Source organism: Methylobacterium platani (assembly GCF_001653715.1).
GTDB classification, from domain to species: Bacteria; Pseudomonadota; Alphaproteobacteria; order Rhizobiales; family Beijerinckiaceae; genus Methylobacterium; species Methylobacterium platani.
On record NZ_LWHQ01000011.1, the window covers coordinates 38,719 to 63,525 of the forward strand.

The following is a 24,807-nucleotide window of genomic DNA, read 5'->3' on the forward strand; positions in this document are numbered from 1 at the left end:
TATGAGCTCGCTTCGTCATGGTCGGCCTCACTGGGATGAGGGTGGCCGTGGCGGACCTGCCACTGGGAATTTGGTGGGTCAGGCGGCGGGACCGTGCCCTGGGAAGCTGCGTTCCGCCGCCAACCCGGATCAGGCGCCCTCGAAGGCGCGGACCGCGTCGCGCAGGCGCTTGAGCGGCTTGAACCGGAGGCTCTTGCGGGCGTGCGAGGGGATGAGCTCGCCCGTGCCGCGGTGGCGGGTGGTCGGCTCGAAGCGGTCGCGGACCTGCATCTTGCCGACCTCGGGCAGATACACCTCGTCGCCCTGGCGGACGGCGCTCTCGATGATGTCGCCCTGGGCCTGCAGCACAGCCTCGACGTCGCCGATCGCGACGCCGGACAGCTCCGACAGCCGCCTCGTGAACTCAGGTCCCTTCACGGTTCTCTCCTGGGATTGTCACGGTGAAAAACCCGGGTTCCGCTGGGTCGGTCCCGGGGAAACGCCCCCTCTGGGGCGAATGGGTCAGGGCAACGCCAGCACCTCGTTGAGGCGCTCGATCTCCGGCGCCGGCCGGGCGTAGCCGAAGAACGCTGCCGCGCTGTCGACCGCGGACAGGACCAGGGCGGAGACGTCCCGCTTGTCGCGGCCGATGAGCCGGGCGATGGCGGTGAACTCCATCCGCTCGACGATCCGGAGGTAGAGCATGGCCTGGGCCTGCCGGCCGACGTAGGCGACGAGGCGCTGCATCTCCGCCAGCCCATCCACGCGGTCCGCGGTGACGCCCGACGGCCCGGCGGTAGTGTCGACCGGCGGCTCGAACCGCGGCTCCGGATAGAGGCCCTTCTCGGCCCTGTGCCACAGGTCGTCGAACGCCGCCATGGCGCGGAGCCGGGCCTCGGTGCGCTCCGCCTGGTCCTTGATGAGGGCGGAATAGCTGGCGAGGGTCACGCGCTGGTCGGCCCGGCCACGGGCGTTGCCGATCCGGATCTCGCGGCTGCCGCCGGCGGTGCGGCGATCGAACTCGAGGCCGGCGTCCAGCTCCTTGAAGCTGCGCGCCTGGGCGGCATCGGCCTGGGCGAGGGCGAGCTCCCGCTTGAGGGCGGAGCGCAGGCGCCGGGCGAGGTTCTGGCCGGAGCTGGCCGACAGGTGCTCGGCGTGCTCGTCCGCCTTGTCCGCCTCCTCCTCGAGCGGGCCGATGCGGCCACGCACGAGATCCGCCTGGGCGACGGCGCCCGCCTCCTCGAGGCGCTGGGCGCTTTCCCGCAGGTTGCCGGCTTCCTTGCGCAGCAGGTCGCGACGGTCAATGGTCGCGCGGTAGGTCTCGAAGACCTTGTCGTCGAACGGCATGGGATACGCACTCACGCTGTGGATCACTCGGCAGAACGGGCGGGCAACCAGCAATAATATTGGTCGCCCGTCTTGGCGTAGGCCGCCCACCCTCCGTCCCTCAGATTGTTCATGCCCTCCGAGAACTTGGTCTTGAGGGCGTTATCCGAGAGCATCGGGTAGCAATTGTCTTTGAAAGCCTCGACGCAGACCTCGAGGGGGATCACCTTGGCGCCAGCGGAGAGCCGCGGGTTCGCCTTCCGGACCTCCTCGCTGGGGTCCTGGCCCTTGCTGATCAGCAGGGCCTGCAGCACGTCGAGCACCTGCTGTCCGAGCTTGGACGGCTTGAAGTTGCGGACGCGCTCCTGGGCCTCCTCCGGCATGATCGGCTTGGGCGGCGGGGTGTTCGTGAAGCGGGTGTAATCGGCGATGAACCCGACCTCGACCCAGCCCGAGCCGCCGTGCCGGTTCTTCCCGATGATCAGCTCGGCGACGCCGGCGGCCAGCGCCATGGCGCGTTCCCACTTCGCATAGGCCTCCGGGTTGTTCTTCGGTGCCCGGTCCTTGAGGTAATACTCCTCCCGGTACACAAAGATCACGCTGTCGGCGTCCTGCTCGATGCTGCCGCTCTCGCGCAGATCGGACAGCATCGGGCGCTTGTCGTCGCGCTCCTCGACTTTGCGCGAGAGCTGGGACAGCGCAATGATCGGGACCCCCAGCTCCTTCGCCAGCGCCTTGAGCCCGGTCGTGATCTCGGTCACCTCCTGCACGCGGTTGTCGCCGCGGCTCTTGGTGCCCTGCATCAGCTGCAGGTAATCGACCACGAGGAGGCGCAGGCCCTTGCGGCGCTTGAGGTGCCGAGCCCGCATGGCGACCTGGGCGATCGACAGCGCGCCGGTCTCGTCGATGTCCAGGGGGAGCTTCCGCAGCGCGCGCTCCGCCTCGAAGTACCGCTCCATCTCGTCGCGGCTGGCCTTGCCCTGCCGGAGCTTCCAATACTCGATGTCGGCGAGGCTCGAGATAATGCGGTTCTTGAGCTGCCGCTTGCCCATCTCGAGGGAGAAGAACCCGACCACCCCCGGGTCCTCGCCGCGATCCATCCGCAGCTTCGCGTCGACCGCGGCGTGGTAGGCGATGTGGGTTGCGAGGGCGGTCTTGCCGCTCCCCGGCCGGCCCGCCAGGATGATCAGGTCGGACGACTGCAGGCCTCCGAGCTTGTCGTCCAGGCCCTCGAGCGCCGTCGACACCCCGGTCATGGCGCCGCCGTTCTGGTAGGCCTCGTAGACGTCCCGGCTGTCGATGGAGCCGAAGTCGACGAAGCCCTCGTCGTCCGGCGAGATCGTCGGGCGGACCTGCTCGATCCGCTTCTCGAGCTTCGCGAACAGCGCCTCGACGGTCTCCTCCACCGGCATGTCGTAGGCGAGGCCCGAGATGTCGCCGGTGAGGCTGATGATCATCCGCCGGGCCGCGAGCGCCCGCACCGTGCGAGCGTAGCTCGGTGCGTTCACGATGGTGGTTGCCTCCGCCACGAGCCGGGCGAGGTACTGGCTGACGGTGAGCCCGCCGAGATCGGCGTCGCCCAGGTAGGTCTTGAGCGTGATCGGGGTGGCGGCCTCCCCTTTCTCGATGATCGCCGACATCACTGTCCAGATCTGGCGGTGGATCTCCTCGGCGAAGTGGTCGGCCGACACGATGTTGGCGACCTTCGGATAGATGTTGTTGTGCAGCAGGACGGCCCCGAGGAGGGCCTGCTCGCTCTCGAGGTTGATCGGGAGGGCGCGGACGTGTTCGGTCATGGTCCTCAGGGCCTCACGTCGAGGAACGCTTCAATGAAGAGGGCCGCGACTTCCGGATTGATCGCGTTCCCGTAGGCGCGCAGGCGTCCCACGCGGCCGGCAAGCCCATGAGCCAGCGGGAATGTGCCGGGTTCAACTGGCCGGGCTTTGCCGTCCCGGCAGAGGATCCAGTCGGCGTCGGCCCAGAAGCCGGAGACGGGATCTCCGGGACCAGCATCGCCACCTGCTCGTTCAGCGGCCGAGCGTTGTGCTTGTAGAGCGCGTCCCCAGTCCTCGAGCCCTTGCAGTCCCGGCTCTGCGGCGTGGCCCAGGAGGCGAGTTGCGCCTGCGCTCCCAGATCCGTGATTGCTCCGTCGCTCCCCCTCCCTTTGCGCGCCAGAAATGCCTCTGGCGACGAGTTGGTCGGACTGGCAGCCGGCGTCGCCCACGCCGCCAGTTGCGCCGCATCCCGCAGGTTCGCGAACCCCGGCGGCCCGCCGCCCTCCCGCTTCGGGGCCTCGAGCCGCCGGCGCTCCTGCCGCTCCGGCGAGTTGGCACCCGTCCCATCGTTCGCCTGGGTGGTCGGCCAGTGCGCCAGCACCACCGTCTCGCACAGACCCATCGCGCCCGGCCGCGGAGAGACCTCCCCCCGCTTGGCCGCGTCGGTGGCCACGGGCGTCGGCCACGAACCACAGCCTCTGCCGGATGTGCGGGGCGCCGACGCCCGCAACGCACAGATCGGCAGCCCCGACGGCGTAAGCCTGACCTTCCAAGTCAGAGTGAACAGCGTCGAGCCACGCGAGGCCGTCCTTGCTCGCAACCTGCTCTCCAAAGACGACTTCAGGACGGCACTGGCGGATGAGGTCGAACCACACAGGCCAGAGGTGGCGCTCGTCGGCGAACCCCCCTCGTTTGCCGGCGAGGCTGAAGGGCTGGCAGGGGCAGCTGCCGGTCCAGACCTGCCGGTGGGACCAGCCGGCGAGGTCGAGGGCGTAGTCCCAGGCGCCGATGCCAGCGAAGAAGTGGCAGCGGTGGAAGCCTCTGAGATCAGCAGGTCGAACATCGACAATTGATCGGGTGTCGACTTCACCGTCCGTGATGAGCCGCGCCGAGATGAGGTTGCGTAGCCACTGCGCGGCATAGGGATCGATCTCGTTGTAATAGGCCCTGATCTTGGTGGAGGAGGGGAGCGCCATCATTTGAGCAGCTCCTCGCCGAACCGCTTGTGCTTCCCGCAGAACCAGGCGCGCGGCTTACGCAGGCCGTGCCAGCCGCCGGGGCCGAAGCCGAAGCTGGCAGGGCGGTCGCAGACCTCGCAGGGGTGATCCTCGTGGACGCGGACGGCGGCGGCCTTCTCAGCCTCCGCCTCCTCCTGCTTGCGAGCCCAGTCGCCCAATGCCTCGAATTCAATGCCCGCCATCAGGCTCGAGCCTCCACGACCTCGAGGCCTGCGGCGCGGGCGCGCTTCAGCATGTCGGTCGTGCCCGGCCCGCCGGTCTGGAAGCCGATCACCTTCTCCGGCTGGAAGTCGACGTTCAGCGCCGAGATCATCAGCCCGTTGCGGTGCGGGCCGCCACCCTTGCCGCGGAGGACCCAGTTCGGCGGGAACAGGATACGATCAATCCCGCGCTCCTCCGCCCAGCGGTCGGCCATGTCGTCGGCGCCGAACTGCCGGCGCGGGTCGAGGCCGATCAGCACGAGGCTGAAGGGCGTGCGCTGGTGGTGCGCGTCGAGGAATGCCCGGCCGCGGGCGTAAAGCACGAAGTCGCGGCCACCGCAGATGAGAACGCGGGTCATGACCGCGCCTCCGGCTTCTCGCCGCCGGCGCCGGGCCACAGCGTCTTCACCGCCCAGACCTGGTCCTGCAGGTAGGCGAGACGCTCCTCCCAGTTGGTGCGCTGGACGATGTGGTTTTCGATCTGCTGGCGTGCCTGCCGGATCTGGGCCTCGAGGGCCCGCAGGACGTCGGTCGCGTCCTTCTCGCTGCGCGGGATCATGCGGCGGCTCCGATGCTGAGGAGGGGGATCTGCCAGGGCTCGAAGGCGCGGCCGGCGGCGGCCATGACGCGCTCGACGAACCGCTTGGCCTCGAGCGGGTCGTTGCCGTTCCGACCCTGCTTCCGGGCGGAGTAGCTCCACGCCATGCTGTCGGCGCTGTGGAGCATCTCCCGGACGCCCGGGTGCATCAGGGAGGTGAGCTTCACGCCGAAGCCATGGAGCCGGAGGTCGGGCCGCCGGCGCTTGATGGCCGAGAGGACCGCGACCACCTGCTCGGGTCGCCCGTTGCGCTTGCAGACCGAGCCGACGCCGACCCAGTGGCCGGGCTCGAGCCGGTCGCCGTAGGCCTCGAGGTGGGCGACGTAGTCCTGGGGGGCGAACCCCTGCAGCACGGGCAGGATCGGGAACGGCAGCCGCTCCACCATCAGGGCATCGTACCGCTCGATGGTGAGGCTCTGATGCTCGGCGACCGTCAGGCCCGTGCGCGCGAGCATGAAGCTCTCGCACATGAAGTCCTGGGCGACAGCAGCCGTGATCCTGACGACGCCGGCGGCGTGGAGGCGCCGCAGCTCGCGAGCGTATTCCTCGACCCCGTGCCTATAGCGGCCGAACCGTTCCAGCTCGGTGAAAGCGCCGCTGTCGATGACGACGTCCGGGCAGGTAATGGGCTTCAGCCGGCCGCGCAGCCGGTTGATGCTGATGAACGCCCGCTGGAAGGTGCAGGCGTTCCCAGGCTGGTGGATCCCCGGGTAGAAGGCGAGGTCGGCGCTCATGCGGCCTCCCTCTTGGCGTCGGGGAGGAGGCCCTCGGACCGGAGCTTCGACATCACCACCGTGACGATCTTCGGCTCCATCTCGAGGAGCTCGGCGATCTGGCGGCGCGACATCTCCGGGTTGGCGAGGGCCGCCTGCAGGATCGCGTCGCGCTTCGACCGGGGCCTGGACAGCAGCGCCAGAGCGCCCTTCCGGACCAGCAGGTCGATGAACCACTCCTTCGAGGGCTCGAGCTTCGGGAGGTTGATCGCCGCCGGGTTGGTGACGATGAACCGCGCCAGCTCGAGGTCGGAGATCAGGACCCGGGCCTCGCCGGCGCCGGTGCCGGGCTCCGGGATCAGGAGGCCGCGCTTGACCCAGCCGCACGGTGTCGCCGGGCAGACGCCGAGCAGGCGCGCCACGTCGCCCGTGGTGTGGAGCTCGCTCTCGGTTCGGTCGATCTCGCCCGAGGACCGGGCCGTCTTGACCGCCGACGGTGTGCGCCGGTAGCCGCGCTCTGCCATGAGCCGGGAGATGTGCTTGTTCGAGGCCTGCGCGTTCTGGCGCAGGATCTCGATCTCCTCCTCCGACCAGGGGGTGATGTTGAGCAGGGTCCGGGCGCCGATCTTGAGCGCGCGGCGGCTCACGTAGGTGCGCGAGACGCCGTACTGCCGGACGAGCTTGTCGATGGCGCCGCTGCCCTTCGGCTGCTGGTAGGCGGCGCGGATCGCGTCGTCGATCAGCCCCGAGGATACCCGGAGGGTCTTGCCGCCACGCGGGATAGCCGAGCGGAGACCGAGCAGCTGCGCCTTGTCTTGGATCGCAACGAGGGGGCGCGCCAATCGCTCGGCGCACCAGGGCCCGCCCTTCTGCGGGTAGTTCTTCCGGAGGAACGCGACCTCCGGATCGGTCCAGATCCGGCGCGGCGTACCCATCACGCCGGCTCCTGCCGCTGCAGGCGGATACCGTAGCCCTTGCCGTCGTAGACCTCGACGCCGATGGCTTTCAGCTCGCTCTTCCAGCGGGCGAGCATCAGGCCGAAGGTCTCCTCGCGCGCGACCTTGGCGATCCCCTGGATCAGGGGGTGGCCGTAGAGCCGGCCATCGGCAAGCCGCTCGCACACGTCGAGGACGATGGACGAGCAGCCGCCCCAGACCCCGGTAGGGCCGGTAACGGTCTTGGCCTTCCGGTCGACAAGGAGGATCGGCAGGCCGACCTCGCTCTCGGTCGGCACGACCGCCCGGGTGACCGGCGCCGGCGGCGCGGCCGGCTCCGGGGTCTTCTCGAGCTTCGGGGCGACGCGCCGGGCGAGCCCCGCCGGCGTGGTCTTGGGCTTCGGCTGCGCCTTGGCGGCGACGCGCTTCGCGGCCTCAGCGATACGCTCGATCTGCCTCTCGCTGCTGCGGGTGGAGACGGGGGCCGGCTCGTCCGTCAGCTCGTCGGCCAGCTCCATCTGGGTCGGGGCCTGGACCTCGAGGACGTCACCGGCGGGGGTGTGGACGAACACGCCCGTCCGGTCCGGGGTCGACCCGAGGTCCACCCCAACGATCAACTCCGGCGCCGGGGCGGGATCATCGGAAGTCGTTAACTCCTCCCCCGCCCTCGACGTCGGCACGACTTCCTCACCTTGAGCCGGTTCTTGCGTCGCCCCATCCTCCACCGGCTGATCAGGTGAGGCTTTCCCGGCACTCTCGGGCAGCCCGTCGTGTGGGGCGCTGGCTGAGTAGCGGAGGGGGGCAGCTTGGTCCGCCGCGGGCTGGCGGCAGAGATCTCCTTGAGCGGCTCGGCGGTCGCCCTCGGCGCGCGCCTTGCGCAGGATCTTCTTCGGGGTGCCGATGTCGACGCCGGCCCGCCGGGCGATAGCAACGAGCGGCAGGTCCGTCGTCGCGTAGAGGTCAAGCACCATGCCGCGGCGCTCCTCGCGGGAGCCGGGCGCCGCGGCGGCGGGGACGATCTCCGCACCGGCCGTGGCGATGCTGTCGGCCAGATCCGCGATCCGCTGGCGCAGCTGCACGTCGCCGGTCTGCAGGGCGGTACTCTCGACCAGGTCGCGGGAGATCTGGGTTAGCCGGGTGGTGACGTGGAGCAGCTCGCCTACGGTGGCGAGGAGCGCGCTGGCGAGCGCGGACGGGGAAGCGTTCGGGTGCTGGGACACCGCGGCCTCATATGGTTCAGGGGGAAGGGGAGGTTGCCCGGCGATCCCGGCCGGGCTCGGGTAGTGCCGCCTGCTGGGACAGGCGGGTCGAATGTCAGGCGACCGGATCGTAGGTCGCAGCGAAGATGTCCGGCTTGCAGGGGTAAAGCTCGCCCTTCACGCCGCGGATGATCCAATCCCCGGGCTGGGCGATCATCCTGCCTTCGAGTGTGAAGACGTGGACCGTGTCATCAATCCGGATGATGCCGCCGGGGACCAGCGGGTCCAACTCGTTCGCTGCCTTGATCCAGTCAGGCGCCCCGCCTTCGATCTCGCGACCTGTCCACCGGACGGCATCGATCTCGACGGGCTTCTTGCGGAACCTTGCCATCACGCGACCCGCTTCTGCCCGAGACCGCTGCTCTTGGCGAGCTGCGACCGCTGCTCGCTGTAGGCGGAGCACGTCATCGGATAGTCGGCGGGGAGGCCGAACTTCTGCCGGTAGGTGTCGGGGGTCAGACCGTGCTTCGTGAGGTGCCGGGTCAAGGTCTTGTAGGGCTTGCCGTCCACGAAGCTGGTGAGCGCCTCCGGCTTGATTGACTTGCGGATCGCCGCCGGCGTCTGCTTCTCGACCGCCTCCTCCGCCGGCTCCGCCGCAGACGCAGCGGCAGTCGGGGTGAACCCCCAGAGCGCCTCGATCTCGGTCTTGAAGGTAGCGAAGACGGTCGGGATCTGCTCGACGGTCAGCGGCTGGTTCTTGACGTACTCGGTGACGAGCGCGGCCACCATGGCGGCGACGGCGGTCTGCTTCTCGATGTCGTTGAGGGCGGTATCGGACATGGTGCTCTCCTGGGATAGAGCGGGGGAGGATGCGGCGATCAGGCCGCGCGGTTCGGGGTGGGAGCCCCGAAGAGGGTCAGCTCGGTTTCGCGGTGGCCGTACCACTTGACCGATGCGTAGTAGTGGACTGCACAGGCGTCGGCCCGGTTGTCGTCGTTGCAGTCGGACGGAATGTGACCGAGCTGTTTCGCCCGCTCGATGACTTTCAGCTTGCCGTATTTACGGTTCGAATCCTTGGCGGTTGAGAAGCCTGGGGGTGCCACCCAACGCGCGCGGCCCGTGTAAAACTTGCGGACCTGCCCGGCGTCGACATGCCGGACAGGGATCTCGAACAGGGCGCCCATGAACTCGATGACGAACAGGCATCCCCACGCGAGGATCGCCGACATCGCGCCGCGCTCGGCGCCCGGGGGGAGCGGAGCCTCGACCACGATCACGTCGGGCCGCTCGCTCCGGATGGTGAAGATGTCCCGCAGGAAGAACCCGATGTTGCGACCCGCCACGTAGAGCGGTTCATCGGGGCGCTTGAGCCGGACAGAGGCGGACCTCTCGATCTTCCCGGGCCGGCCTATGGCAAAGCCGGTCCGGGTCGCGACGTCCAGGGCGAGGATCCGCATCGCGCGGATCAGTTGATGGTGTAGGTGCCCTGGCCGGTGGCGCCGGCCAGCGGGCCCCGCCCCGGGATCTCGTCGTCGATGTCCTCGTCTTCGTCACCGCGGTGGGCGGTGTCCGGGACCGGGGAGCCGCCGCTCTCCGCGACCTGCTTGCGGATGTGAGCGTCGCCTTCGGCGTTGGCTTCCCGCATCTGCTCGTGGGTCGGCTTTTCGGCAGCCCGCTTCGCCTCCTCGAGATCCTTCTCGGCGTCGACCAACGCCTTCGGCCGGCGGCCGCGCCCACCCTTCGCCTTCCAGGCGTCGTGCGCCTCTTGGAACCGCCGGGTGTACTCCTCGACCGAGAGGCCCGGCGTCGGGCCGGGTTCGGGGGGGGTCGACCCGGGCTCGACAGGGGTGGGCTCGCCGCCCATCCGCGCGCCGGCGGTGGTCTTGTCGAACATGCTGCCCTGATCGTCCTGACCCTGGCCGGCGACCGCCTCGGCCTCCTCGGCCATCATGACCAGGTCCTTGTCGCACCAGCCCATGTCCTGCGACAGGAGCCCGGTCTGGGTCAGGACCGCGGCCCGGTCGCCGGGCTTGAGCGGGCCCAGCACCTTGAGGATCCGCTGGGTCGCCCTGGCGACGCCGAAGACGTTCTGCAGCCGGTTCTCGTGGCTCTGCAGCCCGGCCTCCGACTTCGCGTTGGCGATGTCGTTCTTCTGCCGGTCCGCCTTGTCGAAAAGAGCCTGTACGAGCTCCCGGCGCTCGGTGGCGTCCTTGGGCAGCTTCAGGCAGCTGTTCGCCACGCCGAGCCGGATCTCCTCGGCTGCCGTGGGGTTCGTGTCCGCGCCCATACGCAACTCCTGGGTTTGATGGTGGTGACGTGGGTCCGGCCTACTGCCGGGCGCTCCACGCTTTGATGCGCCGGGCCGCGCCCTGGGCGGCTTCGGCGCAGTTGATCGCCGCATCCGCGACCGATCCGAGGATCAATAGCGGAAGCGCGACGATGTAGGGTTTGAAGCTGAGGCAGTTGTGCATCATGGGGATTACCCCTCTTCGTAGTTAGATCAGCAGCTCGTGGCGGTACGACGCGCCTTGATCTGAGCGAGCTTCTGATCACGAGACGAAATTGCTTCCTCCTGTCCAGATGACGTGAGCCATGCCGGCGTTTCGCCACCCGCCATGACGTAGGCGAGGAAGTCGAGGCCATAGGCCCTGATCAGCGCAAGCATGCCCTCACCGTTGAGCAGGCTACCGCGAGCCAGCGCCTTCTTGACGGCATCTGCCTTCAAGCCGGTATCGGCAGCCACGTTATCTGCAGTCTTGTTCGGGTATTTACTACGGAGGTAATCCCCGACGCGACCTGCAACCGCAGACTGTGCAGTTGAGGCCTGGGACATCTGTCCCCCGATCGCGCTGGACATGAGCATCACAAAGTCCTTTTATAGCTAGGCCAACGCGACGAGGTGCTGGGAACACCAAAGTCTGAAATCCTCGGGTCGTAAGTCGCTGGGAACGTCGAGCGACCCGAGGAGGAAGGCAAAACAGGCAAGGAATACAAAGATCAGCTACCCAAAATGACCATGTCGTACTGCGGAACGACAGGTCGCGATGGCTCCTGATCGAGATCCGGGCGGAGCAAGTAACGGGGAACCCCAGTCACTTGCTCCACCTCGAGCGCCCGAGACTTCGGGCACCTCCCTACCTTGACCCACTGGTCAACAGCCGGCGAGCTGATGCCGAGGCGCTTGGCGAGCGCAACTCGGCTGCCGGCACACCTGATGGCGAGGTTGAGAGCTTCGTCAGGGGTCATCCCTCATTCAAAGCACGGCTTCAAAGCCTTTGCAAGGGGTTTCCAACTTGATCAAGCTTGGTGGACAACTCGAGCACATGGCGTTCAGTGCCTCCATGGCAAACGCACTGGCTCGCCTCCTCGCCAAGGCTCGGACAGACGCCGGCCTGACGCTTCAGCAGGCCGCGGACAAATTGCGCGTTACGAACCAGGCGATAAACCAATGGGAGCGGGGAAGAACTATCCCATCACCTACCCGTAAGCGTCAGATATGTGAGTTGTACGGGATTAGCGAAGATGATTACCGCCGTGCAGTCGAAGAGGTATTGGCGCACGAGCAGCCGGATGCCTCAGCGCCGCCGGCCCCTGCAACGATTGCAGCAGCCCCTCCCAATGCGCGCATAGCTGGCCCTGATCCTGTTGATCTCGCCAGTCGTGTTGCGTTGCTACCTCTGGACGTCCCCGTGATGGGGGTTACAGTCGGAGGTGAGGATGCAGATTTCGAGTTCAACGGGGCAACAGTGGATCACGTCAGAAGGCCTCCGGGCCTAGCAAATGCCAGACGTGCCTACGCAGCTTATGTCGTTGGTCAGTCCATGTACCCGGCGCATAGGGAGGGCTCTGTTCTCTATGTTAATCCGGACCGGCCGGCATCCATCGGAGACGATGTAGTTATCGAGCTATATTCCGACAGTGAGAGCGACGATCTTCAGCACAAGTCAGGCAAGGGCTACATCAAGCGCCTCGTGAGGCGCACGCCAACCAAAATCGTCGTCGAGCAGTTCAACCCGCCCGCTGAGATCGAGTTTGAGCGCGAACGGGTCAAGTCTTTGCATCGAGTTGTACCCTGGGACGAGCTGTTGAGCATCTAGGGTCGCGCCATACGAGTATAGAGACCATCCCTCGGAATGCTGCATCTCCCATAGGTATTTTCTTCTTGGTTCGGACCCAGAACCGACAAGCGACGAGCATGTCAGAACGGTTCATGGTGAACCCTCCGGATCCCGCCGCCTGTCGGCCCTGTAGTTATAAGTTAGGTTCTAATCCCCGCGAGCGCGCGTAGTTATACACCGCGCGCACAGGGGACGACCCGGCGCAAGGCGCGCGAACGGCAGTCGAAGCCGCTAAGGCCCTGAAACCTTTCGCATTCGGTCGCATTATCAGCTTACCAACCGAAGAGTAACGCCGTGTTGCGCCCATGCGGTTGAGGCCCCCAGCTCGGGATCCCCGGTCTGGGGGCTTTCGCGTTGCGTTGGGCGACGAGAAACCTGTGCGTGACCAGGCTGCCACCCGCGCCCAACAAGGCGCCGCTTTGCTCGGCTTCGCGATCTCACTTTGAACCGCTTGACGTCGCTTTGAGACCATGCTTTGATGATTGGACCGACGCTTTCCCAGGGCACGGTCCACCATGCACATGCAGTTCTCGACGGCTGGCTGCGCGCCGCCGTTCACCCCCTCTTTGCTCGCCTTCAGAGGGGTCATCGAGCTCCTCAGCCTGCTGCCGCAGACCTATGGGTCGCAGCAGGTTGCGCGCCTCCACCGTGAGGCCGCCCTCTCCCTGATCCACCAGTACGAGGCCGCGGTCTCGGCCGACGCCGACGCCCTCGACTTCCTCGCCGACCGCGGGCTGATCCCGGAGGATCTGCTCGCCGTGGCCGAGTACCTGCTCGACCGCGCCGACGGTATGGACGTCGGAGCTCGGCACTGATGCGAGCCCGCGATCTCCTCGAGGCCGCTAGCCTCACCCAGGATCTGCGCGACGTCCTGATGGTCGTCGGCCTCCTGCTCCTCGTCTGGGGCGCCGCCGGGGCATCCCTGGCCTACGCCTTGTGGGCGGAGCGCTGGGCCTGCGAGCGGTACATCGCCAACGTCGAGGCGCGCCGCGCCAGCTGGCAGATCGCGGCCCGGCCGGGGGGGGAACCCGTGAACCGGCCGACCCCGCCCACCGGCGGCTCGTCCGTTGTCGTCCCGAACGTCATCTCCGAGGCCGTGGCGAGGCAGAAGTGGTGCCCTTGGGCCCGCGTGTCGTCCCCGGCTGACGAGCCCGCGTTCAACCGGCTTGGCGTCGGGATCTCGCAGGGGTGCGAGGTTCCAGCCTCCCACGTCCCGGACATGGCCCGCTGCATCGGCTCCCGGTGCATGGCGTGGCGCCAGCGGTCCCGGGCCGGCTACGGCTACTGCGGCGCTGCGGGGCCGCTGTGATGAAGGTCCCCGGATACGATTGGTGGGTCGAGTGCCTTGAGGCACTCGCCGACGGGGGCGCCCCCCCAACATGCCCGGAACGTGACGTGATTTTCCCGGGACGATACTGGATCCGGTGGAAGAAGACCGGCGAGGTCGTGGGCCTCGCGGTCGATCCTGTCCCGGACCGGCCGGGCTTCCGGATCCTGATCAACAAGGGGATCCGGTTCGATCTCACCACGCAAGAGCAGGTCGAGGACTGGTGCGAGAAGACGTTCGCCTGGGCCTGCGAGAACCCCGTCTCTCAGGAGGAATACCTCGCTTGGTGGAGAACGGGGACGTGGCCCCCTGAGGTGTCAGAGCGTGAGGCGGACAAGAACCGCCGCAAGCGCGAGCGCATCGCGGCCCAGCGCCGACCCCGCAAGTAGTAGCGTAGAGGCCCCCATGACAGCTTCCATGTCCACCGCGGTGGCGACGACGAGCGGCGCGCACCCCGCGGTCGCAGCTCTCGGCACCGGCGCGGTGATGGCCATCGTCCCGCAGACCTTCGACGAGGTCTTCCGGTTCTCCCAGGTGCTGTCCCGGTCCGGGCTCTGCCCCCACGGGATGGACACCGCCGACAAGGTCACGGTCGCGATCCTGACCGGGCTCGAGATCGGCGTGAAGCCGATGCAGGCCGTCCAGGGCATCGCCGTCATCGGCGGCCGCCCCTGCATCTGGGGCGATCTGGCGCTCGGCATCGTCCGCGGCTCCGGCGCCCTCGAGTACATCCGCGAGAGCTTCGAGGGCGACGAGGGCGCCTGCGACTGGACCTCCGCCAAGCCCGACGGCGCGATGCTCGCCTTCAAGGCAGTCTGCCGCGTGAAGCGGGTCGGCCAGCCGGAGATCGTGACCGAGTTCTCGGTGGGCGACGCCGTGGTGGCGAAGCTCTGGGGGAAGCGCGGCTACAACGGCAAGGACACCCCCTGGATCACGAACCCGAAGCGCATGCTCAAGATGCGCGCCCGCGGGTTCGGCCTGCGCGACGGCTTCGCCGACGTGCTGAAGGGCCTCTACATCGCCGAGGAGCTGGTCGGCACCGAGGTCGACACGCCGATGGATCCGGCGCCGGCGCTCCCGCCGGATGTCCAGCCCCCCGATATGCGCCGCGCCGCTGCGCCGGCGCTCGAGCACAAGCCGGCCAAGACGCCCGCCGCGTCCCCGGCTCCCGAACAGCCTGCGTCTCCTGTCTCGCGTGCGCAGGCCGTGGACGCTGAGGTCCCAGCCTCAGCGTCCGACAACACCGCCCCCGGCGCGCCGGCGGGCAACGAACCGGTCGACGCTGAGGTCTACGACGGCGAGCGGCAGCTGGCCGAGATCGGCAATCAACTGGCCAGCGTCCGCGCTCTCGCGGAGGTCGACGAGGTCGAGCAGGGGTATGCCGACGCCCTCGAGGAGATGACCCGGAGCGACCGGGAGAAGGCCTCCTACCTGTTCGAGCAGGCCCGGGAGCGCCTCACCCCCGCCGAGCCGAAGGCCGAGCCCGTGAAGGCGGAGGAGGCTTCTGCCGGTGGCGCGGACGAGGAGTGGCCGGCCTACGAGAGCCGTCTGCGCCGCCTCGCCGACGGCACCACATCCCCCGCCCAGGCCGAGGGTCTGCGGAAGGTGTGGAACGCCGGCAAGAAGTACCGGACCCTGATGTTCCAGCAGGAGAAGGTCACCCGGGAGGCGCGCCTCGCCCTCGGCAAGTACGTCGAAGCGGCTATCCACCGCGGTGAGGACGTCGCCGGCGGCGAGGAGATCGCCAAGGGGCCGGCCCAGGCGCCCGCCAAGCCGGCCGACCCCAAGCCGGAGGAGCCCGCGACCGCGCCGGTCGAGGCACCGGGCGTCGCCGGGGAGCCGGAGGCGGTCCGCTCGACTGGCGCCAAGATCTTCGAGGCGCTCTCGAAGGTGAAGTTCAGCGAGCAGGCCTACCTCGTCTGGGCGCGCAGCTCCGACGACCGCATGAAGTGCGGCGCTAGTCAGGCCGTGCTCGACGCCTGGGCAAAGGAATACCGCGAGATCCGCAAGCGGTTGCCGTCCGAGGAGGACTGATCTTGACCACTCTCACCCCCACCCGGGAGGCCGTCGAGAAGGCCATCACCGCCATGATGGCGCGCTTCGATCAGGAGCTCGCCGCCAACACCGACCTGCAGACGGCTGGCCTGCAGATGGATCTGAACAAGGCCTTCCTGTTCGGCTCCATGCGTTTCATCGCGGACTGCCAGGATCTCGGCCTCAAGTCCGAGGAGGTGAGCCGCCTGCTGGCCGTCGGCATCTCCAACGCCCTCACCAGCGTGATGATGACGGTCACCAGGGGCGATCGCGAGCCGGCGGCGGACTTGCTGCTCACGCTGCTTGATCAGGTCGCTGACGCCGCTTTCACCCGGCTGTCCGAAGGTCCGGAGGGAAAGCCGTTCGCCGCGATCGTGGTCCCCGACATCACACCCACGGGGAGAGCCTGATGGGCGAGGCCTCCCTCAAGGCACAGTGGATGCGGGCACAGGTCGCCCTCGTCCGAGCCGGGGGCCTCGCCCCGATCTTTGAGGACATCTCAGACCATGCGCTTGGCATCCTGCTCCTGACCATGCGCGAGTTCGCCGAGATCCTCCCGTCGGAGGTGACCCTGCAGGAGCGCTACGAGCTCGTCCTCTGGCTCTACGGCTGGGGATACCTCCGGATCCTCGCCCGCCCCGACGGCTCGTTCCAGCTGATCAAGGCGCTCCCCCAGGACGTCGGCCAGCAACGTCCGATCATGACATCCGAAGGCATCCAGCGCCCGTCCCAGCAGGCGCTCGAGGCTGATCCCGAGACCATCTAACCCGCGGCGCACCCCGCGCCGCGCGGCCCCTTCGTCCCAGCGAAAGGCACCGCCCATGACGTCCCTGACCCCCACCCGCGACGCCGTCCTGGCTCACCGAGAGAAGATGCGGGAAGCCCTCGTCGAGGAGATCGCCGCCGGCGGCTCCCGTGCGATGCACGCGGAGCTGACCCTCGGCTTCAACGACCTGATCGGCCTGCACTTCGCCGACTGCCGCGACCAGGATGTGGACGCGCGGGAGTGCTTCACCATCCTCGAGAACGCCATGGCCAACGCGATCGGCACGGTCGTGATGAGCGGCGCCGAGACCCCAGAAGACCGGATCGCGGTCTGGGGCGGCTTCATGATGATGATCACCCAGAAGAGCAAGCACGCGCTCTCGCTGGCCCAGGCTGGGGTGCCCGGTACGTCGATCATGACGAGGATCGACGAGCCGACGGTCGGCCACAGCTGACCTCATGGTCCGGCGGAAGGACGATCCTGCGATCGTCCTCACCGTCACCCGGAGGGGGCTGGTGCCGGCCCACCCGATCGACCTTGAGGCGCTCGCCCAGCTGCCCTTCGGTACCCAGCTCGAGGTCACCAAGCTCACCAAGCCCCGCAGCCCGGCCCTGATCGGGTGGTGGGAGCTGATGAACATCGTGGGCAAGGCGCTTGAGCTGCCGCCCCGGGCCCTCTCGAACCGCATGCTCCTCGAGATGGGCATGGTCGAGAGACACGTCCGGATCGGGGGCTACTCCGACGACCCGATGTCGCTTCGCGACTTCGACGAGACCCAGCTCCGCCGCCTGACCGAGGCCGCGAAGCTCCTCCTGGCCGACGAGATCCGCGGCGATCCCGACGAGCTGATCCGCAATCACCGCAAGTTGAGGGGAGCGGTATGAACTTCTGGGATCACCACGGAGCCTTGTTCCTGATCTGCGCGGCCTGCTTCCCGCGCCTGACCATCCTGTTCGGCACGGCCCTGACGCCGCTCTTCGGCATCCTCGGCTGGATCGGCTGGCTGATCGCACCGCGGTTCGTGATCGCCTTCTATGCGACCGTCACCTACGGCGACCAGAACCCGTTCCTTGTGGCGGTGTCGTGGGTGGTGGCCTTCACGACGATCACGGTCTCTGCCCGTGAAGGCGTGCGGAGGGTCTCGTGATGACCGAGCGCACCTTCACCTCAGCCGAGAAGCTCGCGTGCGTCCAGCGCGAGATCGGCCAGCGTATGCGCGTCTACCCGCGCCTCGTGGAGAACCGCCGGCTCACCCAGGAGAAGGCTGACCGGGAGATCGCCTGCATGCGGGCGATCGAGGCCGACCTGCAGAAGCTGGCGCTGGCGGGCGACGAGGATCTCTTCAGCCGGGGCGGGCCATGACTGACGAAAACGTCACCCGTCTGCCTGTCCGGTTCAAGGCACCGATCGCCGAGGAAGGGCGGTCTATCCAGTGCGTAGATGCGCATTTCGGCGAGGAGTGCAATCACTCGTATTTCTGGCGCGACGGAAAGATGGTCAATGTGACCTTCCTCATCCGCCCCGGCGAAACCGAAGTCGAATGCAGCAACTGCCGCACACGGCTTGAGCCTATGTGGGTTCTACGCCAACTCGCCAACACAGAGAGCCAGCACTTCCGGGCGCAGCAGCGATACGTGGAGGAGATGAAAAGGCTCGGCGAGCGCAGCCGCACCAAGTGCGAGCGCTGCGGGCACATGACGAGGATCAGCCGCACGAAGCCGAGGGGGGGCGCATCATGACCGACCGCCCCAAGCGCAAGGGCATCTCCGTCGGCTTGAAGCTCGAGGTGGTGCTCGCCCAGGACGGGCTCTGCACCCACTGCGGCAAGGCGCTGGGCAAGCTGCCCGGCGTCAGGTTCGACCACCGGCCACCAATCGCGCTCCGGCGCGTGAACGAGGCCGGTGACGACTACGACCCGCCGCAGCTGGATCCGGCGCACATCGAGGCGCTGCACGAGCCCTGCCACGACGAGCGCACCACCGGCCGGCGCGGCGAGAGCAAGCTCTCCGCCCGCGATGGCGACCAGACCCGCATCGCGAAAGTGAAGCGCCTAGTCGAGCGCCACCAGCCCGCGGCGCCCGTCGAGGAGGAGCGCCGCCTCCCTCCCATCGACGAGTTCGAGCGCCGCCGCTCCGAGCTCCTCCGCCCCGAACCCCGGCCCGAGCGCGAGAAGCGCAGCAAGTGGCCGTCCCGACCCTTCAGGAGGTCACCATGAGCCGGCGCGTATTCGCCAAGGTCTCCCGGCCCGAGCACGGCCGGATGATCGATCGCTTCGTCATGCGGTGCTCCGAATGCCCCGCGGAGGAGACCCTGGGCCGCCAGAACTACGGCCCCGGCGAAGCGGTCAAGCAGGTGCCCAAGAAGTTCAGCGCCAAAGGCTGGACGGTCGGCGGCGCCAACGACGGGTCCGCGGATCTGTGCCCGGCCTGCAGCGGCCGGCACCGCGAGCGGCCGCACCTCAAGCTTGTCTCACCTACCACGGAGGAACCCATCATGAAGCACACCAAGCCGGCCGATCCCATCGCCGCGGTCGCCGGCATCACGAAGCCGTCCGCCGAGCCGCTGCGGGAGATGAGCCGGGACGACCGCCGGGTGATCTTCGCGAAGCTCGACGATGTCTATGTGGACGAGAAGACCGGATACTCGGCAGGCTGGACCGACGACAAGGTGGCGACCGACCTCGGCGTGCCGCGCGCCTGGGTGGCTACCATCCGCGACGAGAACTTCGGGCCCGGCGTCAACGAGGAGCTGACGAAGATCCTGGGCGAGGTCGGCGAGCTGACCCGCCAGCACGAGGGCGTGAAAAGCCGCCTCAGCGAGCTGCAGCGCCTCGAGACCGCCCTCGCCGCTGACATCGCGCGGATCACCGGGACGGCGAAGCGCCTGCAGGGCCTCACGGGCGCGCGATGACCCAGGTCTCCGAATGGGCCGCGAAGGCCGAGGAGAAGAGGCTCCTCGGCTGCCACAAGGCAGGCGACACCATCCGAGCCTCCGACGTCACCATCACGCTGCCGGCGGTCGGCGGCGTGACCTACGCCTTCCAAGGCGGCCAGCTGTTCAAAGACGGCAAGCCGCAACCCGTGCGGGAGCGTTGAGTATGTCCGCCAAAGAGAAGCTGTTCTCCCAGGACCGCGGCAAGGTCTCCGAAGGCCTGCAAGCCCTGGCTCGCATGCTCGACAACACGCTGAACGTCGACACCGTCAACCCGGAGACCGGGTTCGGCCTCTTCATCTTCGAGATCGGCAAGAAGCCGACCCTGATGCGCTACGTCGGCAACACCCCGCGGCCCGATCTCCTCGCCGTCGTCGGCGCGTGGGTCGACCGAGAGCGTGCGCGCGACACGGCCGAGGACGTCACGCCCTCGACCCCCAAGAGCTGATCCCAGTCGGCTCCGATACCCCCGACTATCCCAGGCCAATCCCATTGCTTTCCCAGGAGCAAACCATGACCTCGATCACTGTCACCTGCGACGGGTGCGCCGGAACCGGCGATGCCACGCACGAGGACCGTCACACCGGCACGAACATGGACCGCTGCCGGAAGTGCGGCGGCGAGGGCAAGATCCCCGCGCGCACCGGCGAGACGCCGGAAGCCTCGTTCCAGCCGCTTCCGGAGGCGGCGGCGCCCGTGGACCTCGGGCAGGTCGCCTATGAGGAGCGGTGGGAGGGGTTCACCGTCGTTCCGGCCTGGGCGAACCTCCCCGAAGAAGGGAAGCAGGTATGGCGGCGGGTCGCCCTCGCGGCGCGGAACGCTCCGTGGCCGCCGGCGACGCCCGGCCGGATCATGCTGCAGGTCGACCAGGGCGTGGAGGGGCTCTGGTACGTGACCTCGCCGGCGCCGGCCGGCCTGCTGGTCGCCGGGGAGACGATGCGCGGTGCGCTCGACCAGGTCGAGAAGGCGCTCGAGGACATGAAGCGGGCGACCGCGGAGGTGGGCGGCGACGCCATCCTCGTGGATGAGGCGGTCGCGAAGGAGGCCCTCGGGGTGGCCAAGACCATCGAGGCGGCCCGGCCGTTGGTGGTTACGACGGACACGGTCGCGCTCCACGACCTCGCCCACGTCCTCGCAGCGCACATGGAGGAAGGCCAGATCACGCTGGCCGGCATCGATCTGGTCTCGGTCGCGCTCGACCGGGTCTTCCCGAAGCTGCTCCACACCCGCGAGCGGTGCGAGGTGGCGGAATGCCTCGTGCACGGCGGCTGCGAGGAATGCCCGACCGAGGCGCAAGTGGACGCGGCCGACGCCAAGCTGACCGCGTGGCTGCGCGATAACCCGCCCTCGGACGCTGTGCCGGTCGAGGCCCGGAGCCTCAAGGCTGCCTGCGAACCCTGGCACTTCGGCCTGGGCGGACCACCAGACAAGGGCAGCCCGCTCTACGCCGTGTTCTCAGCCGGAGCCATCTACGCGATCCGAGACCTGGGCATGCTGACGAACTCGACTGGCTGGTGGCTGCAGCATGGGCACGGCGACTTCGAGAGCGTTACCCGCGCCTCGCTCATCGACGTGCTGAAGCACGCGGGGCTCTACGACCCGGACACCGGCCGTCTCGCCACGCTCACCAGCGTGAACGACCAGGGGCGGACCCAGGTGGAGGAGGGGCTCACCGCCCAGATCCGCGCCCTCGAGGCGAGCCAGCGCATGGATGGGCTGACGGCGGCCGAGTGGCAGGAGCGGTGGACCGAGCAGGGCAACACCCTGGCGGCGCGGATCAGGGAGCTGGCCGTCCACATCGGCTCACTCGAGGAGCAGATCCGGAAATCGGCCTTGGCTGCCTTCAACGAGAAGGTGGGGCTCGAGGGTGAGGTCGAGGCCCTGCGGCTCCTGCTCCGCCGCAACGAGGTCCGCGTCGGCCGGCAGCGCGAGCTCCTGCAGGAGAACAACAAGCTCCTCGACCGCGCCCGCGCCGCAGAGGCCTCGAGCGCGAAGCTCCGCGCCGCGCTGCGCCACCTGTTCCCGTTCGTCGACCGGGCCGTGGGTGAGGGGATCGTCTTCGGCCCAGACGGCAAGGCGCCGGCGATGGATGCGCTCGAGGTCTACGCGGCGGCCGGCTGCGCCCTCGGGTTCGAGGCGGTCGACGACCCGACCCTGATGGCGCTGTCCGCCCCGGGTGATACGCCGCCGGCCGCCGCGACCGTCCCAGCGCTCTACCTGAACTACAGGGGGGACCTAGCGGTCCGGCACATCGTCCCGATCCGGTTCTGGGAGGGCGAGAGCGAGTGGCACCCGGGCGAGCGGCACTTCCTCCGCGTGGTCGAGCCCGAGACCAAGAAGGTCCGCGATTTCGCCCTCTCCGGCATCATCGCCTGGGGGCAGGCCGCCATCGACCGGGCGGAAAGCCTCGACCGCAGCTTCCAGTACGTCCGCCAAGATCTCGCCGCCGAGCGCGACGCGAAGGCATGCGGGGAGATCGAGGTGACCCGCCGCGGCCTCGACTTGGCTTCACCAGACATGCTGGGGGTGCGGGTGTGTGTCAGCCGGCAGGAGGTCATCAGCGGCGGCCCAGAGATCCTCGATCGGATCCTCGAGCGGGCGAAAGCGGATCTGACAGTGCTGGCGCAGCAGGTGACCGTGCACTCCGAGAGCCGAGCTGACGCCAACGAGCACGCGACCCAAGTGCCGGACGGGTCTTGGGCCCTCACGCTGGCGGCCAAGTGACCGACTTCACCGAGGCAGATTTCCGCAAGGCTTGGCGTCTCTGGCGGCTGCGCTCCGGCGTGGTCGCCACCACCGGCGCCCGGGACGACCTCCTCGAGGGCATCCGCGCCCAGGCGCAGGCCCGCCAGGAGGGCCGGACGATCCCCCGCCCACCATGCCCGGCTCGCGACGCCGTCCTGCGGCGAGCCGGGCTCGAGCCCTGAACGATCAGCCCCCCCCATTCACGACGGACATCAACATGACCAAATCGTTCTCAAATTTTGCAGGTGCCTCTGACATCGACGATGCGTGCGCCGCTGAACTCGAAGCCGCGGGCATCAACGTCGAGCGGTACGAATTCCTGCGCGGCAAGGGCGAAGTGAGCACAGCCGTTGTGGGGTCGCTGCACGGATGGAGCTTCAAGAGGGCATGGCGCTACTGGGTCGCCGAAGGGCCCGGGATCGAGATGGCCGTTGCTGAGGCGCTCCACGCACGTCACGGGCGGGCCGTCCGCGTCGAGGGCCATTGCGGCTGCCCATCACCGCGAGAGTGGGGGAAAGGCTTCGCGATCAGCTCCTACCACGTCGACACGCCGGAGGGGCTCCGCGCGCTCGCGGAAACGATCAAGGGAGTGGTCGAGCGTGCGTCAGCTGTGGTCGACGAGAAGCCGCGCACGCCCGATGCTACCGCCCTCACCGAGGACCAGACCAACCGCGCCTATCGCCTCTTCTACGGCGAGGGCATGAACCTGGGGCAGGTGGCCGAGACCCTCGGCTGCGGCCTCTACGCGCTGACCCCGTGGCTGACGGCGCCGTCGCTCCGGATCGCCGAGCAGGCCATCACGGACAGCAAGACCGAGAAGGCGGACGCCTACGCGAATCTCGACGACGACAGCCTCGACGCGATCATGGAGGTGATCGGTTCGCCGAAGCTCTACAACTCCGGCAAAAGCGTGATGCGCGAGTGGTTCCTGCGGCGGCTGCGCGTGCTCTGGCAGCTGCCGGAGCCGCCCGCCGAGGAGGCGCCCACCTCGATCTCGACCTGACCTCCGCCGGAGGGAGGCGCTTGTTCTCCCTCCGTTCGGCCGGCTATGCCAAGGGATGGCCCGCCCCCCGCTTCCACCCATCCTGCTCGGCGAGGCTCGACGCGCCCGGATCAGCCTGCTGATCTGCTGCCCGATCTGCAAGCACAGGGTCGAGATCCCGGCCATGGAGATGCCGCTCCCGCACGACCTCGACATGGACCAAGTCGGGCACCGGATGCGCTGCACCAGTTGCGGCCGCCGCGGCGGGATCGACGTCATCCCCGACGGCGCCGGCTGGGTCCGCTACCTGCGGAAGACCGGGCAGCGCGACCGCTGGCCCTGGTATGCCGGCATGGTCCGCGACGAGCCGGACGAGCCTGCAGAATGAGGCCTCTACCGTTCGTTCTACCGGAAATTTACGGGCCTCAGATGGCAGTCGCAGTCGAGAATCCAGCTGCGCGCTCCGGCAACAGCTTGCCTCTCAAGCCGAATGCAGTCGTTGCCGCACCACGGGCGGTGGTTCCATAATTTAACTTATGCGTCTCAGCCCTGGCTTGACTTTCGCTAGGAGGAAACCGTGACGGATCCAGCCACCGCATCGGCCCTGGCGCAGCTTTCAGCCCTCGCTCGCAACATGGGGCTCACCCACGACGAGCTGATCCAGATCCTGACGGAGGTGGACGAGGCGGCAGCGACCGAGGACCGCGACGTCCCGATGGCGGAGCGTCTGATCGCGGCACGAGCCAGAGTGATGAGCGCAGGTCTCCGCTAGGCTTCTCCTGGGACACGAGGGCCTCTGGCCAAGACGGCACCTGCGAGACGCGCCAGCGCCGCCTCGAGGCCTGACACCTCACCCCCCATAGGGACGGCTATCGCCTGGGGTGTCTTTGGGGGGACTGGATTCTCACGGGGCCGGCGCTTCTGCGCGGTGATGTGGATCAGCCGGAACAGAGCCTGGAACGCGGCGCCGATCTTCCGGAGCACCGGCTTGCGGCGAACCCCGGCGGCGGTGGCGCGGTATGGCGAGCCGACGGTCTCCACGCGAGCGAGGAATCCCACGCGCTCGAGGGCCGCGGTGGCGGAGCGGACCTGCTCCTCGGTGAGGTCGAGATCGGGATGGGCAGCGAGCGCGCGCCGGTCGACCGGGAAGGCCCGGCCGAGGGTCGAGGGGGCGGCTTGGACACGCGCGAGGAAGCGCGCCAGGACCATGCAGGCCCCGGCGTTGCGCAGGCCCGTCAGGAGCGGCTCGAGCAGGTCGAGCACCCTCCGGGGCAGGATGTAGGCACAGGTCATCGGTCGGTCCCTGGTGGGACCGCTGCAGGGGCTTACGCACAGGGGCGCCCGTTGCCGGAATTGGCGTTCCGGCTTGACACCCAAGGGGTCGGTGGGCATTCTCAGGGGCGTTCGAGACCCCATGAGTTTGCCCTTACGGGCTCAAAGGCCTTCCCGGTTGGCGCCGGGGGGGCCTTTCTGCATTTGGGCTACTGCGGCGGCGGTGGTCTCCTTTCCCGGGCGAGATTCCCGGACGTGACAGCAGAGCATTAACTGCCATGTGCCGTCAAACTACGGCCGAGGTCGTCAACGGCTTACGATTGATCTCGCGGGCGGCTGTCGATCCCGGCATGGGCCTGGGACAATCCGGGGACAAAACCCGGCCCCTCCCCCTTGAGTGCAGGGGCGTCCGCGGTATCTTCCCGCCTGCAGACGGTGTCCCCTCGTCCGGAGCGGTAACGCGCAGGGGACCCTTGATCGAGGCCAGGACCCGTCGGGGCGACCGCTCCAAGCCGGCGGAGGATCTGGCAAGAGGCCCCGGCGAGGGGCTGCACCGGGCGAGAACCCCGCAACGCTGGTGAGATCCGCCGCCCCGTCAGGTCATCCTGGCGGGGCGGCTCTCGTTCCGGATCAGGACGCCGGGCCCTCCACTCGCCTCCGCCGCCGGCC

Annotated in this window: 39 protein-coding genes; 21 read left to right on the plus strand and 18 right to left on the minus strand. The window is 68.3% G+C overall.

Annotated features, from left to right (window positions below; genetic code table 11):
• Window positions 1-129: 129 nt before the first annotated feature.
• From A5481_RS06240 to A5481_RS32180, 17 genes are all read right to left on the minus strand, one after another.
• Window positions 130-417 carry an HU family DNA-binding protein gene (locus tag A5481_RS06240; RefSeq protein ID WP_048432281.1) on the minus strand — a complete coding sequence of 96 codons (288 nt, stop codon included), beginning with the start codon at window positions 415-417 and terminating at the stop codon, window positions 130-132.
• An 84-nt stretch (window positions 418-501) separates the two neighbouring features.
• Window positions 502-1,341, minus strand: a complete 840-nt coding sequence (locus A5481_RS06245) for a hypothetical protein (RefSeq protein WP_156311717.1) — start codon at window positions 1,339-1,341, stop codon at window positions 502-504.
• Window positions 1,342-1,349: 8 nt separating this feature from the next.
• A complete protein-coding gene (locus A5481_RS06250; RefSeq protein ID WP_064503829.1) occupies window positions 1,350-3,101 on the minus strand; it encodes a replicative DNA helicase in 1,752 nt (583 codons plus the stop codon).
• Between the two features lie 5 nt (window positions 3,102-3,106).
• Entirely contained in the window at window positions 3,107-4,279 is a 1,173-nt protein-coding gene (locus tag A5481_RS32175) for a DNA cytosine methyltransferase (protein WP_245298628.1), read from the minus strand.
• Window positions 4,276-4,500, minus strand: a complete 225-nt coding sequence (locus tag A5481_RS06255; RefSeq protein ID WP_048432279.1) for a hypothetical protein — start codon at window positions 4,498-4,500, stop codon at window positions 4,276-4,278. Before A5481_RS06255 ends, A5481_RS32175 begins: the two co-directional genes overlap by 4 nt.
• The gene (locus tag A5481_RS06260) at window positions 4,500-4,877 is read right to left on the minus strand and encodes a DUF2493 domain-containing protein (RefSeq protein WP_048432278.1); all 378 of its coding nucleotides are present in this window, start codon (window positions 4,875-4,877) and stop codon (window positions 4,500-4,502) included. Before A5481_RS06260 ends, A5481_RS06255 begins: the two co-directional genes overlap by 1 nt.
• Window positions 4,874-5,077: a hypothetical protein gene (locus A5481_RS06265; RefSeq protein WP_048432277.1), complete on the minus strand. Its 204-nt coding sequence runs from the start codon at window positions 5,075-5,077 to the stop codon at window positions 4,874-4,876. Before A5481_RS06265 ends, A5481_RS06260 begins: the two co-directional genes overlap by 4 nt.
• Window positions 5,074-5,850: a deazapurine DNA modification protein DpdA family protein gene (locus tag A5481_RS06270; protein WP_053082237.1), complete on the minus strand. Its 777-nt coding sequence runs from the start codon at window positions 5,848-5,850 to the stop codon at window positions 5,074-5,076. Before A5481_RS06270 ends, A5481_RS06265 begins: the two co-directional genes overlap by 4 nt.
• Window positions 5,847-6,764 (minus strand): myb/SANT-like DNA-binding domain-containing protein, encoded by a 918-nt coding sequence (locus A5481_RS06275; protein WP_048432276.1) that lies wholly within the window; start codon window positions 6,762-6,764, stop codon window positions 5,847-5,849. Before A5481_RS06275 ends, A5481_RS06270 begins: the two co-directional genes overlap by 4 nt.
• Window positions 6,764-7,984 carry a hypothetical protein gene (locus A5481_RS06280; RefSeq protein WP_048432275.1) on the minus strand — a complete coding sequence of 407 codons (1,221 nt, stop codon included), beginning with the start codon at window positions 7,982-7,984 and terminating at the stop codon, window positions 6,764-6,766. The genes A5481_RS06275 and A5481_RS06280 overlap by 1 nt, the downstream gene beginning before the upstream one ends.
• 94 nt (window positions 7,985-8,078) lie before the next feature.
• Window positions 8,079-8,354 (minus strand): hypothetical protein, encoded by a 276-nt coding sequence (locus A5481_RS06285; protein ID WP_048432274.1) that lies wholly within the window; start codon window positions 8,352-8,354, stop codon window positions 8,079-8,081.
• Window positions 8,354-8,803 carry a Ros/MucR family transcriptional regulator gene (locus tag A5481_RS06290; protein WP_048432273.1) on the minus strand — a complete coding sequence of 150 codons (450 nt, stop codon included), beginning with the start codon at window positions 8,801-8,803 and terminating at the stop codon, window positions 8,354-8,356. The genes A5481_RS06285 and A5481_RS06290 overlap by 1 nt, the downstream gene beginning before the upstream one ends.
• 38 nt (window positions 8,804-8,841) lie before the next feature.
• Entirely contained in the window at window positions 8,842-9,420 is a 579-nt protein-coding gene (locus tag A5481_RS06295) for a RuvC family protein (protein WP_053082236.1), read from the minus strand.
• A gap of 8 nt (window positions 9,421-9,428) precedes the next feature.
• Entirely contained in the window at window positions 9,429-10,250 is an 822-nt protein-coding gene (locus tag A5481_RS06300) for a hypothetical protein (RefSeq protein WP_048432272.1), read from the minus strand.
• Window positions 10,251-10,290: 40 nt separating this feature from the next.
• Window positions 10,291-10,437, minus strand: coding sequence for a hypothetical protein (locus A5481_RS33305; protein ID WP_156311716.1), 147 nt, complete (start codon window positions 10,435-10,437; stop codon window positions 10,291-10,293).
• Window positions 10,438-10,463: 26 nt separating this feature from the next.
• Entirely contained in the window at window positions 10,464-10,826 is a 363-nt protein-coding gene (locus A5481_RS33310; RefSeq protein ID WP_156311715.1) for a hypothetical protein, read from the minus strand.
• A gap of 134 nt (window positions 10,827-10,960) precedes the next feature.
• Window positions 10,961-11,209, minus strand: coding sequence for a transcriptional regulator (locus tag A5481_RS32180; RefSeq protein WP_082172946.1), 249 nt, complete (start codon window positions 11,207-11,209; stop codon window positions 10,961-10,963).
• 77 nt (window positions 11,210-11,286) lie between these two features.
• Here A5481_RS32180 and A5481_RS32185 point away from each other — a divergent pair, with 77 nt between their 5' ends.
• From A5481_RS32185 to A5481_RS06400, 21 genes are all read left to right on the plus strand, one after another.
• Window positions 11,287-12,060 (plus strand): XRE family transcriptional regulator, encoded by a 774-nt coding sequence (locus tag A5481_RS32185; protein WP_082172945.1) that lies wholly within the window; start codon window positions 11,287-11,289, stop codon window positions 12,058-12,060.
• Window positions 12,061-12,596: 536 nt separating this feature from the next.
• Complete coding sequence (locus tag A5481_RS06305; protein WP_048432270.1) at window positions 12,597-12,896, plus strand: hypothetical protein; 300 nt, start codon at window positions 12,597-12,599, stop codon at window positions 12,894-12,896.
• Window positions 12,896-13,390 (plus strand): hypothetical protein, encoded by a 495-nt coding sequence (locus tag A5481_RS06310; protein WP_048432269.1) that lies wholly within the window; start codon window positions 12,896-12,898, stop codon window positions 13,388-13,390. The genes A5481_RS06305 and A5481_RS06310 overlap by 1 nt, the downstream gene beginning before the upstream one ends.
• A 137-nt stretch (window positions 13,391-13,527) precedes the next feature.
• Entirely contained in the window at window positions 13,528-13,797 is a 270-nt protein-coding gene (locus tag A5481_RS06315; RefSeq protein WP_156311713.1) for a hypothetical protein, read from the plus strand.
• 16 nt (window positions 13,798-13,813) lie between these two features.
• Window positions 13,814-15,442 carry a hypothetical protein gene (locus A5481_RS06320; protein WP_156311712.1) on the plus strand — a complete coding sequence of 543 codons (1,629 nt, stop codon included), beginning with the start codon at window positions 13,814-13,816 and terminating at the stop codon, window positions 15,440-15,442.
• Window positions 15,443-15,444: 2 nt separating this feature from the next.
• Window positions 15,445-15,852, plus strand: a complete 408-nt coding sequence (locus tag A5481_RS06325) for a hypothetical protein (RefSeq protein WP_048432267.1) — start codon at window positions 15,445-15,447, stop codon at window positions 15,850-15,852.
• On the plus strand, window positions 15,852-16,208 hold the full coding sequence (locus tag A5481_RS06330; protein WP_048432266.1) for a hypothetical protein: 357 nt from the start codon (window positions 15,852-15,854) through the stop codon (window positions 16,206-16,208). The genes A5481_RS06325 and A5481_RS06330 overlap by 1 nt, the downstream gene beginning before the upstream one ends.
• Before the next feature lie 55 nt (window positions 16,209-16,263).
• Window positions 16,264-16,662 (plus strand): hypothetical protein, encoded by a 399-nt coding sequence (locus tag A5481_RS06335; protein ID WP_064503830.1) that lies wholly within the window; start codon window positions 16,264-16,266, stop codon window positions 16,660-16,662.
• Window positions 16,663-16,666: 4 nt separating this feature from the next.
• A complete protein-coding gene (locus A5481_RS06340) occupies window positions 16,667-17,092 on the plus strand; it encodes a hypothetical protein (protein WP_048432264.1) in 426 nt (141 codons plus the stop codon).
• Window positions 17,089-17,355, plus strand: a complete 267-nt coding sequence (locus A5481_RS06345) for a hypothetical protein (protein ID WP_048432263.1) — start codon at window positions 17,089-17,091, stop codon at window positions 17,353-17,355. Before A5481_RS06340 ends, A5481_RS06345 begins: the two co-directional genes overlap by 4 nt.
• Complete coding sequence (locus tag A5481_RS06350) at window positions 17,355-17,570, plus strand: hypothetical protein (RefSeq protein WP_048432262.1); 216 nt, start codon at window positions 17,355-17,357, stop codon at window positions 17,568-17,570. The genes A5481_RS06345 and A5481_RS06350 overlap by 1 nt, the downstream gene beginning before the upstream one ends.
• Complete coding sequence (locus tag A5481_RS06355; protein WP_048432261.1) at window positions 17,567-17,947, plus strand: hypothetical protein; 381 nt, start codon at window positions 17,567-17,569, stop codon at window positions 17,945-17,947. Before A5481_RS06350 ends, A5481_RS06355 begins: the two co-directional genes overlap by 4 nt.
• On the plus strand, window positions 17,944-18,423 hold the full coding sequence (locus A5481_RS06360) for a hypothetical protein (RefSeq protein WP_053082234.1): 480 nt from the start codon (window positions 17,944-17,946) through the stop codon (window positions 18,421-18,423). The genes A5481_RS06355 and A5481_RS06360 overlap by 4 nt, the downstream gene beginning before the upstream one ends.
• The gene (locus A5481_RS06365) at window positions 18,420-19,118 is read left to right on the plus strand and encodes a hypothetical protein (protein ID WP_053082233.1); all 699 of its coding nucleotides are present in this window, start codon (window positions 18,420-18,422) and stop codon (window positions 19,116-19,118) included. The genes A5481_RS06360 and A5481_RS06365 overlap by 4 nt, the downstream gene beginning before the upstream one ends.
• Entirely contained in the window at window positions 19,115-19,303 is a 189-nt protein-coding gene (locus tag A5481_RS06370) for a hypothetical protein (protein WP_048432260.1), read from the plus strand. The genes A5481_RS06365 and A5481_RS06370 overlap by 4 nt, the downstream gene beginning before the upstream one ends.
• 2 nt (window positions 19,304-19,305) lie before the next feature.
• Window positions 19,306-19,587, plus strand: a complete 282-nt coding sequence (locus A5481_RS06375; protein WP_048432259.1) for a hypothetical protein — start codon at window positions 19,306-19,308, stop codon at window positions 19,585-19,587.
• A gap of 44 nt (window positions 19,588-19,631) precedes the next feature.
• The gene (locus A5481_RS06380) at window positions 19,632-21,863 is read left to right on the plus strand and encodes a hypothetical protein (protein ID WP_156655611.1); all 2,232 of its coding nucleotides are present in this window, start codon (window positions 19,632-19,634) and stop codon (window positions 21,861-21,863) included.
• Window positions 21,860-22,066 (plus strand): hypothetical protein, encoded by a 207-nt coding sequence (locus A5481_RS06385; RefSeq protein ID WP_048432258.1) that lies wholly within the window; start codon window positions 21,860-21,862, stop codon window positions 22,064-22,066. Before A5481_RS06380 ends, A5481_RS06385 begins: the two co-directional genes overlap by 4 nt.
• Before the next feature lie 35 nt (window positions 22,067-22,101).
• Entirely contained in the window at window positions 22,102-22,887 is a 786-nt protein-coding gene (locus A5481_RS33315; RefSeq protein ID WP_156311711.1) for a hypothetical protein, read from the plus strand.
• Between the two features lie 55 nt (window positions 22,888-22,942).
• Window positions 22,943-23,254, plus strand: coding sequence for a hypothetical protein (locus A5481_RS06395; protein ID WP_048432256.1), 312 nt, complete (start codon window positions 22,943-22,945; stop codon window positions 23,252-23,254).
• Between the two features lie 189 nt (window positions 23,255-23,443).
• Window positions 23,444-23,638 carry a hypothetical protein gene (locus A5481_RS06400; protein WP_048432255.1) on the plus strand — a complete coding sequence of 65 codons (195 nt, stop codon included), beginning with the start codon at window positions 23,444-23,446 and terminating at the stop codon, window positions 23,636-23,638.
• Here the strand turns inward: A5481_RS06400 and A5481_RS06405 are convergent.
• Window positions 23,635-24,159 (minus strand): hypothetical protein, encoded by a 525-nt coding sequence (locus tag A5481_RS06405; protein WP_053082231.1) that lies wholly within the window; start codon window positions 24,157-24,159, stop codon window positions 23,635-23,637. The genes A5481_RS06400 and A5481_RS06405 overlap by 4 nt on opposite strands.
• Between the last annotated feature and the right edge of the window lie 648 nt (window positions 24,160-24,807).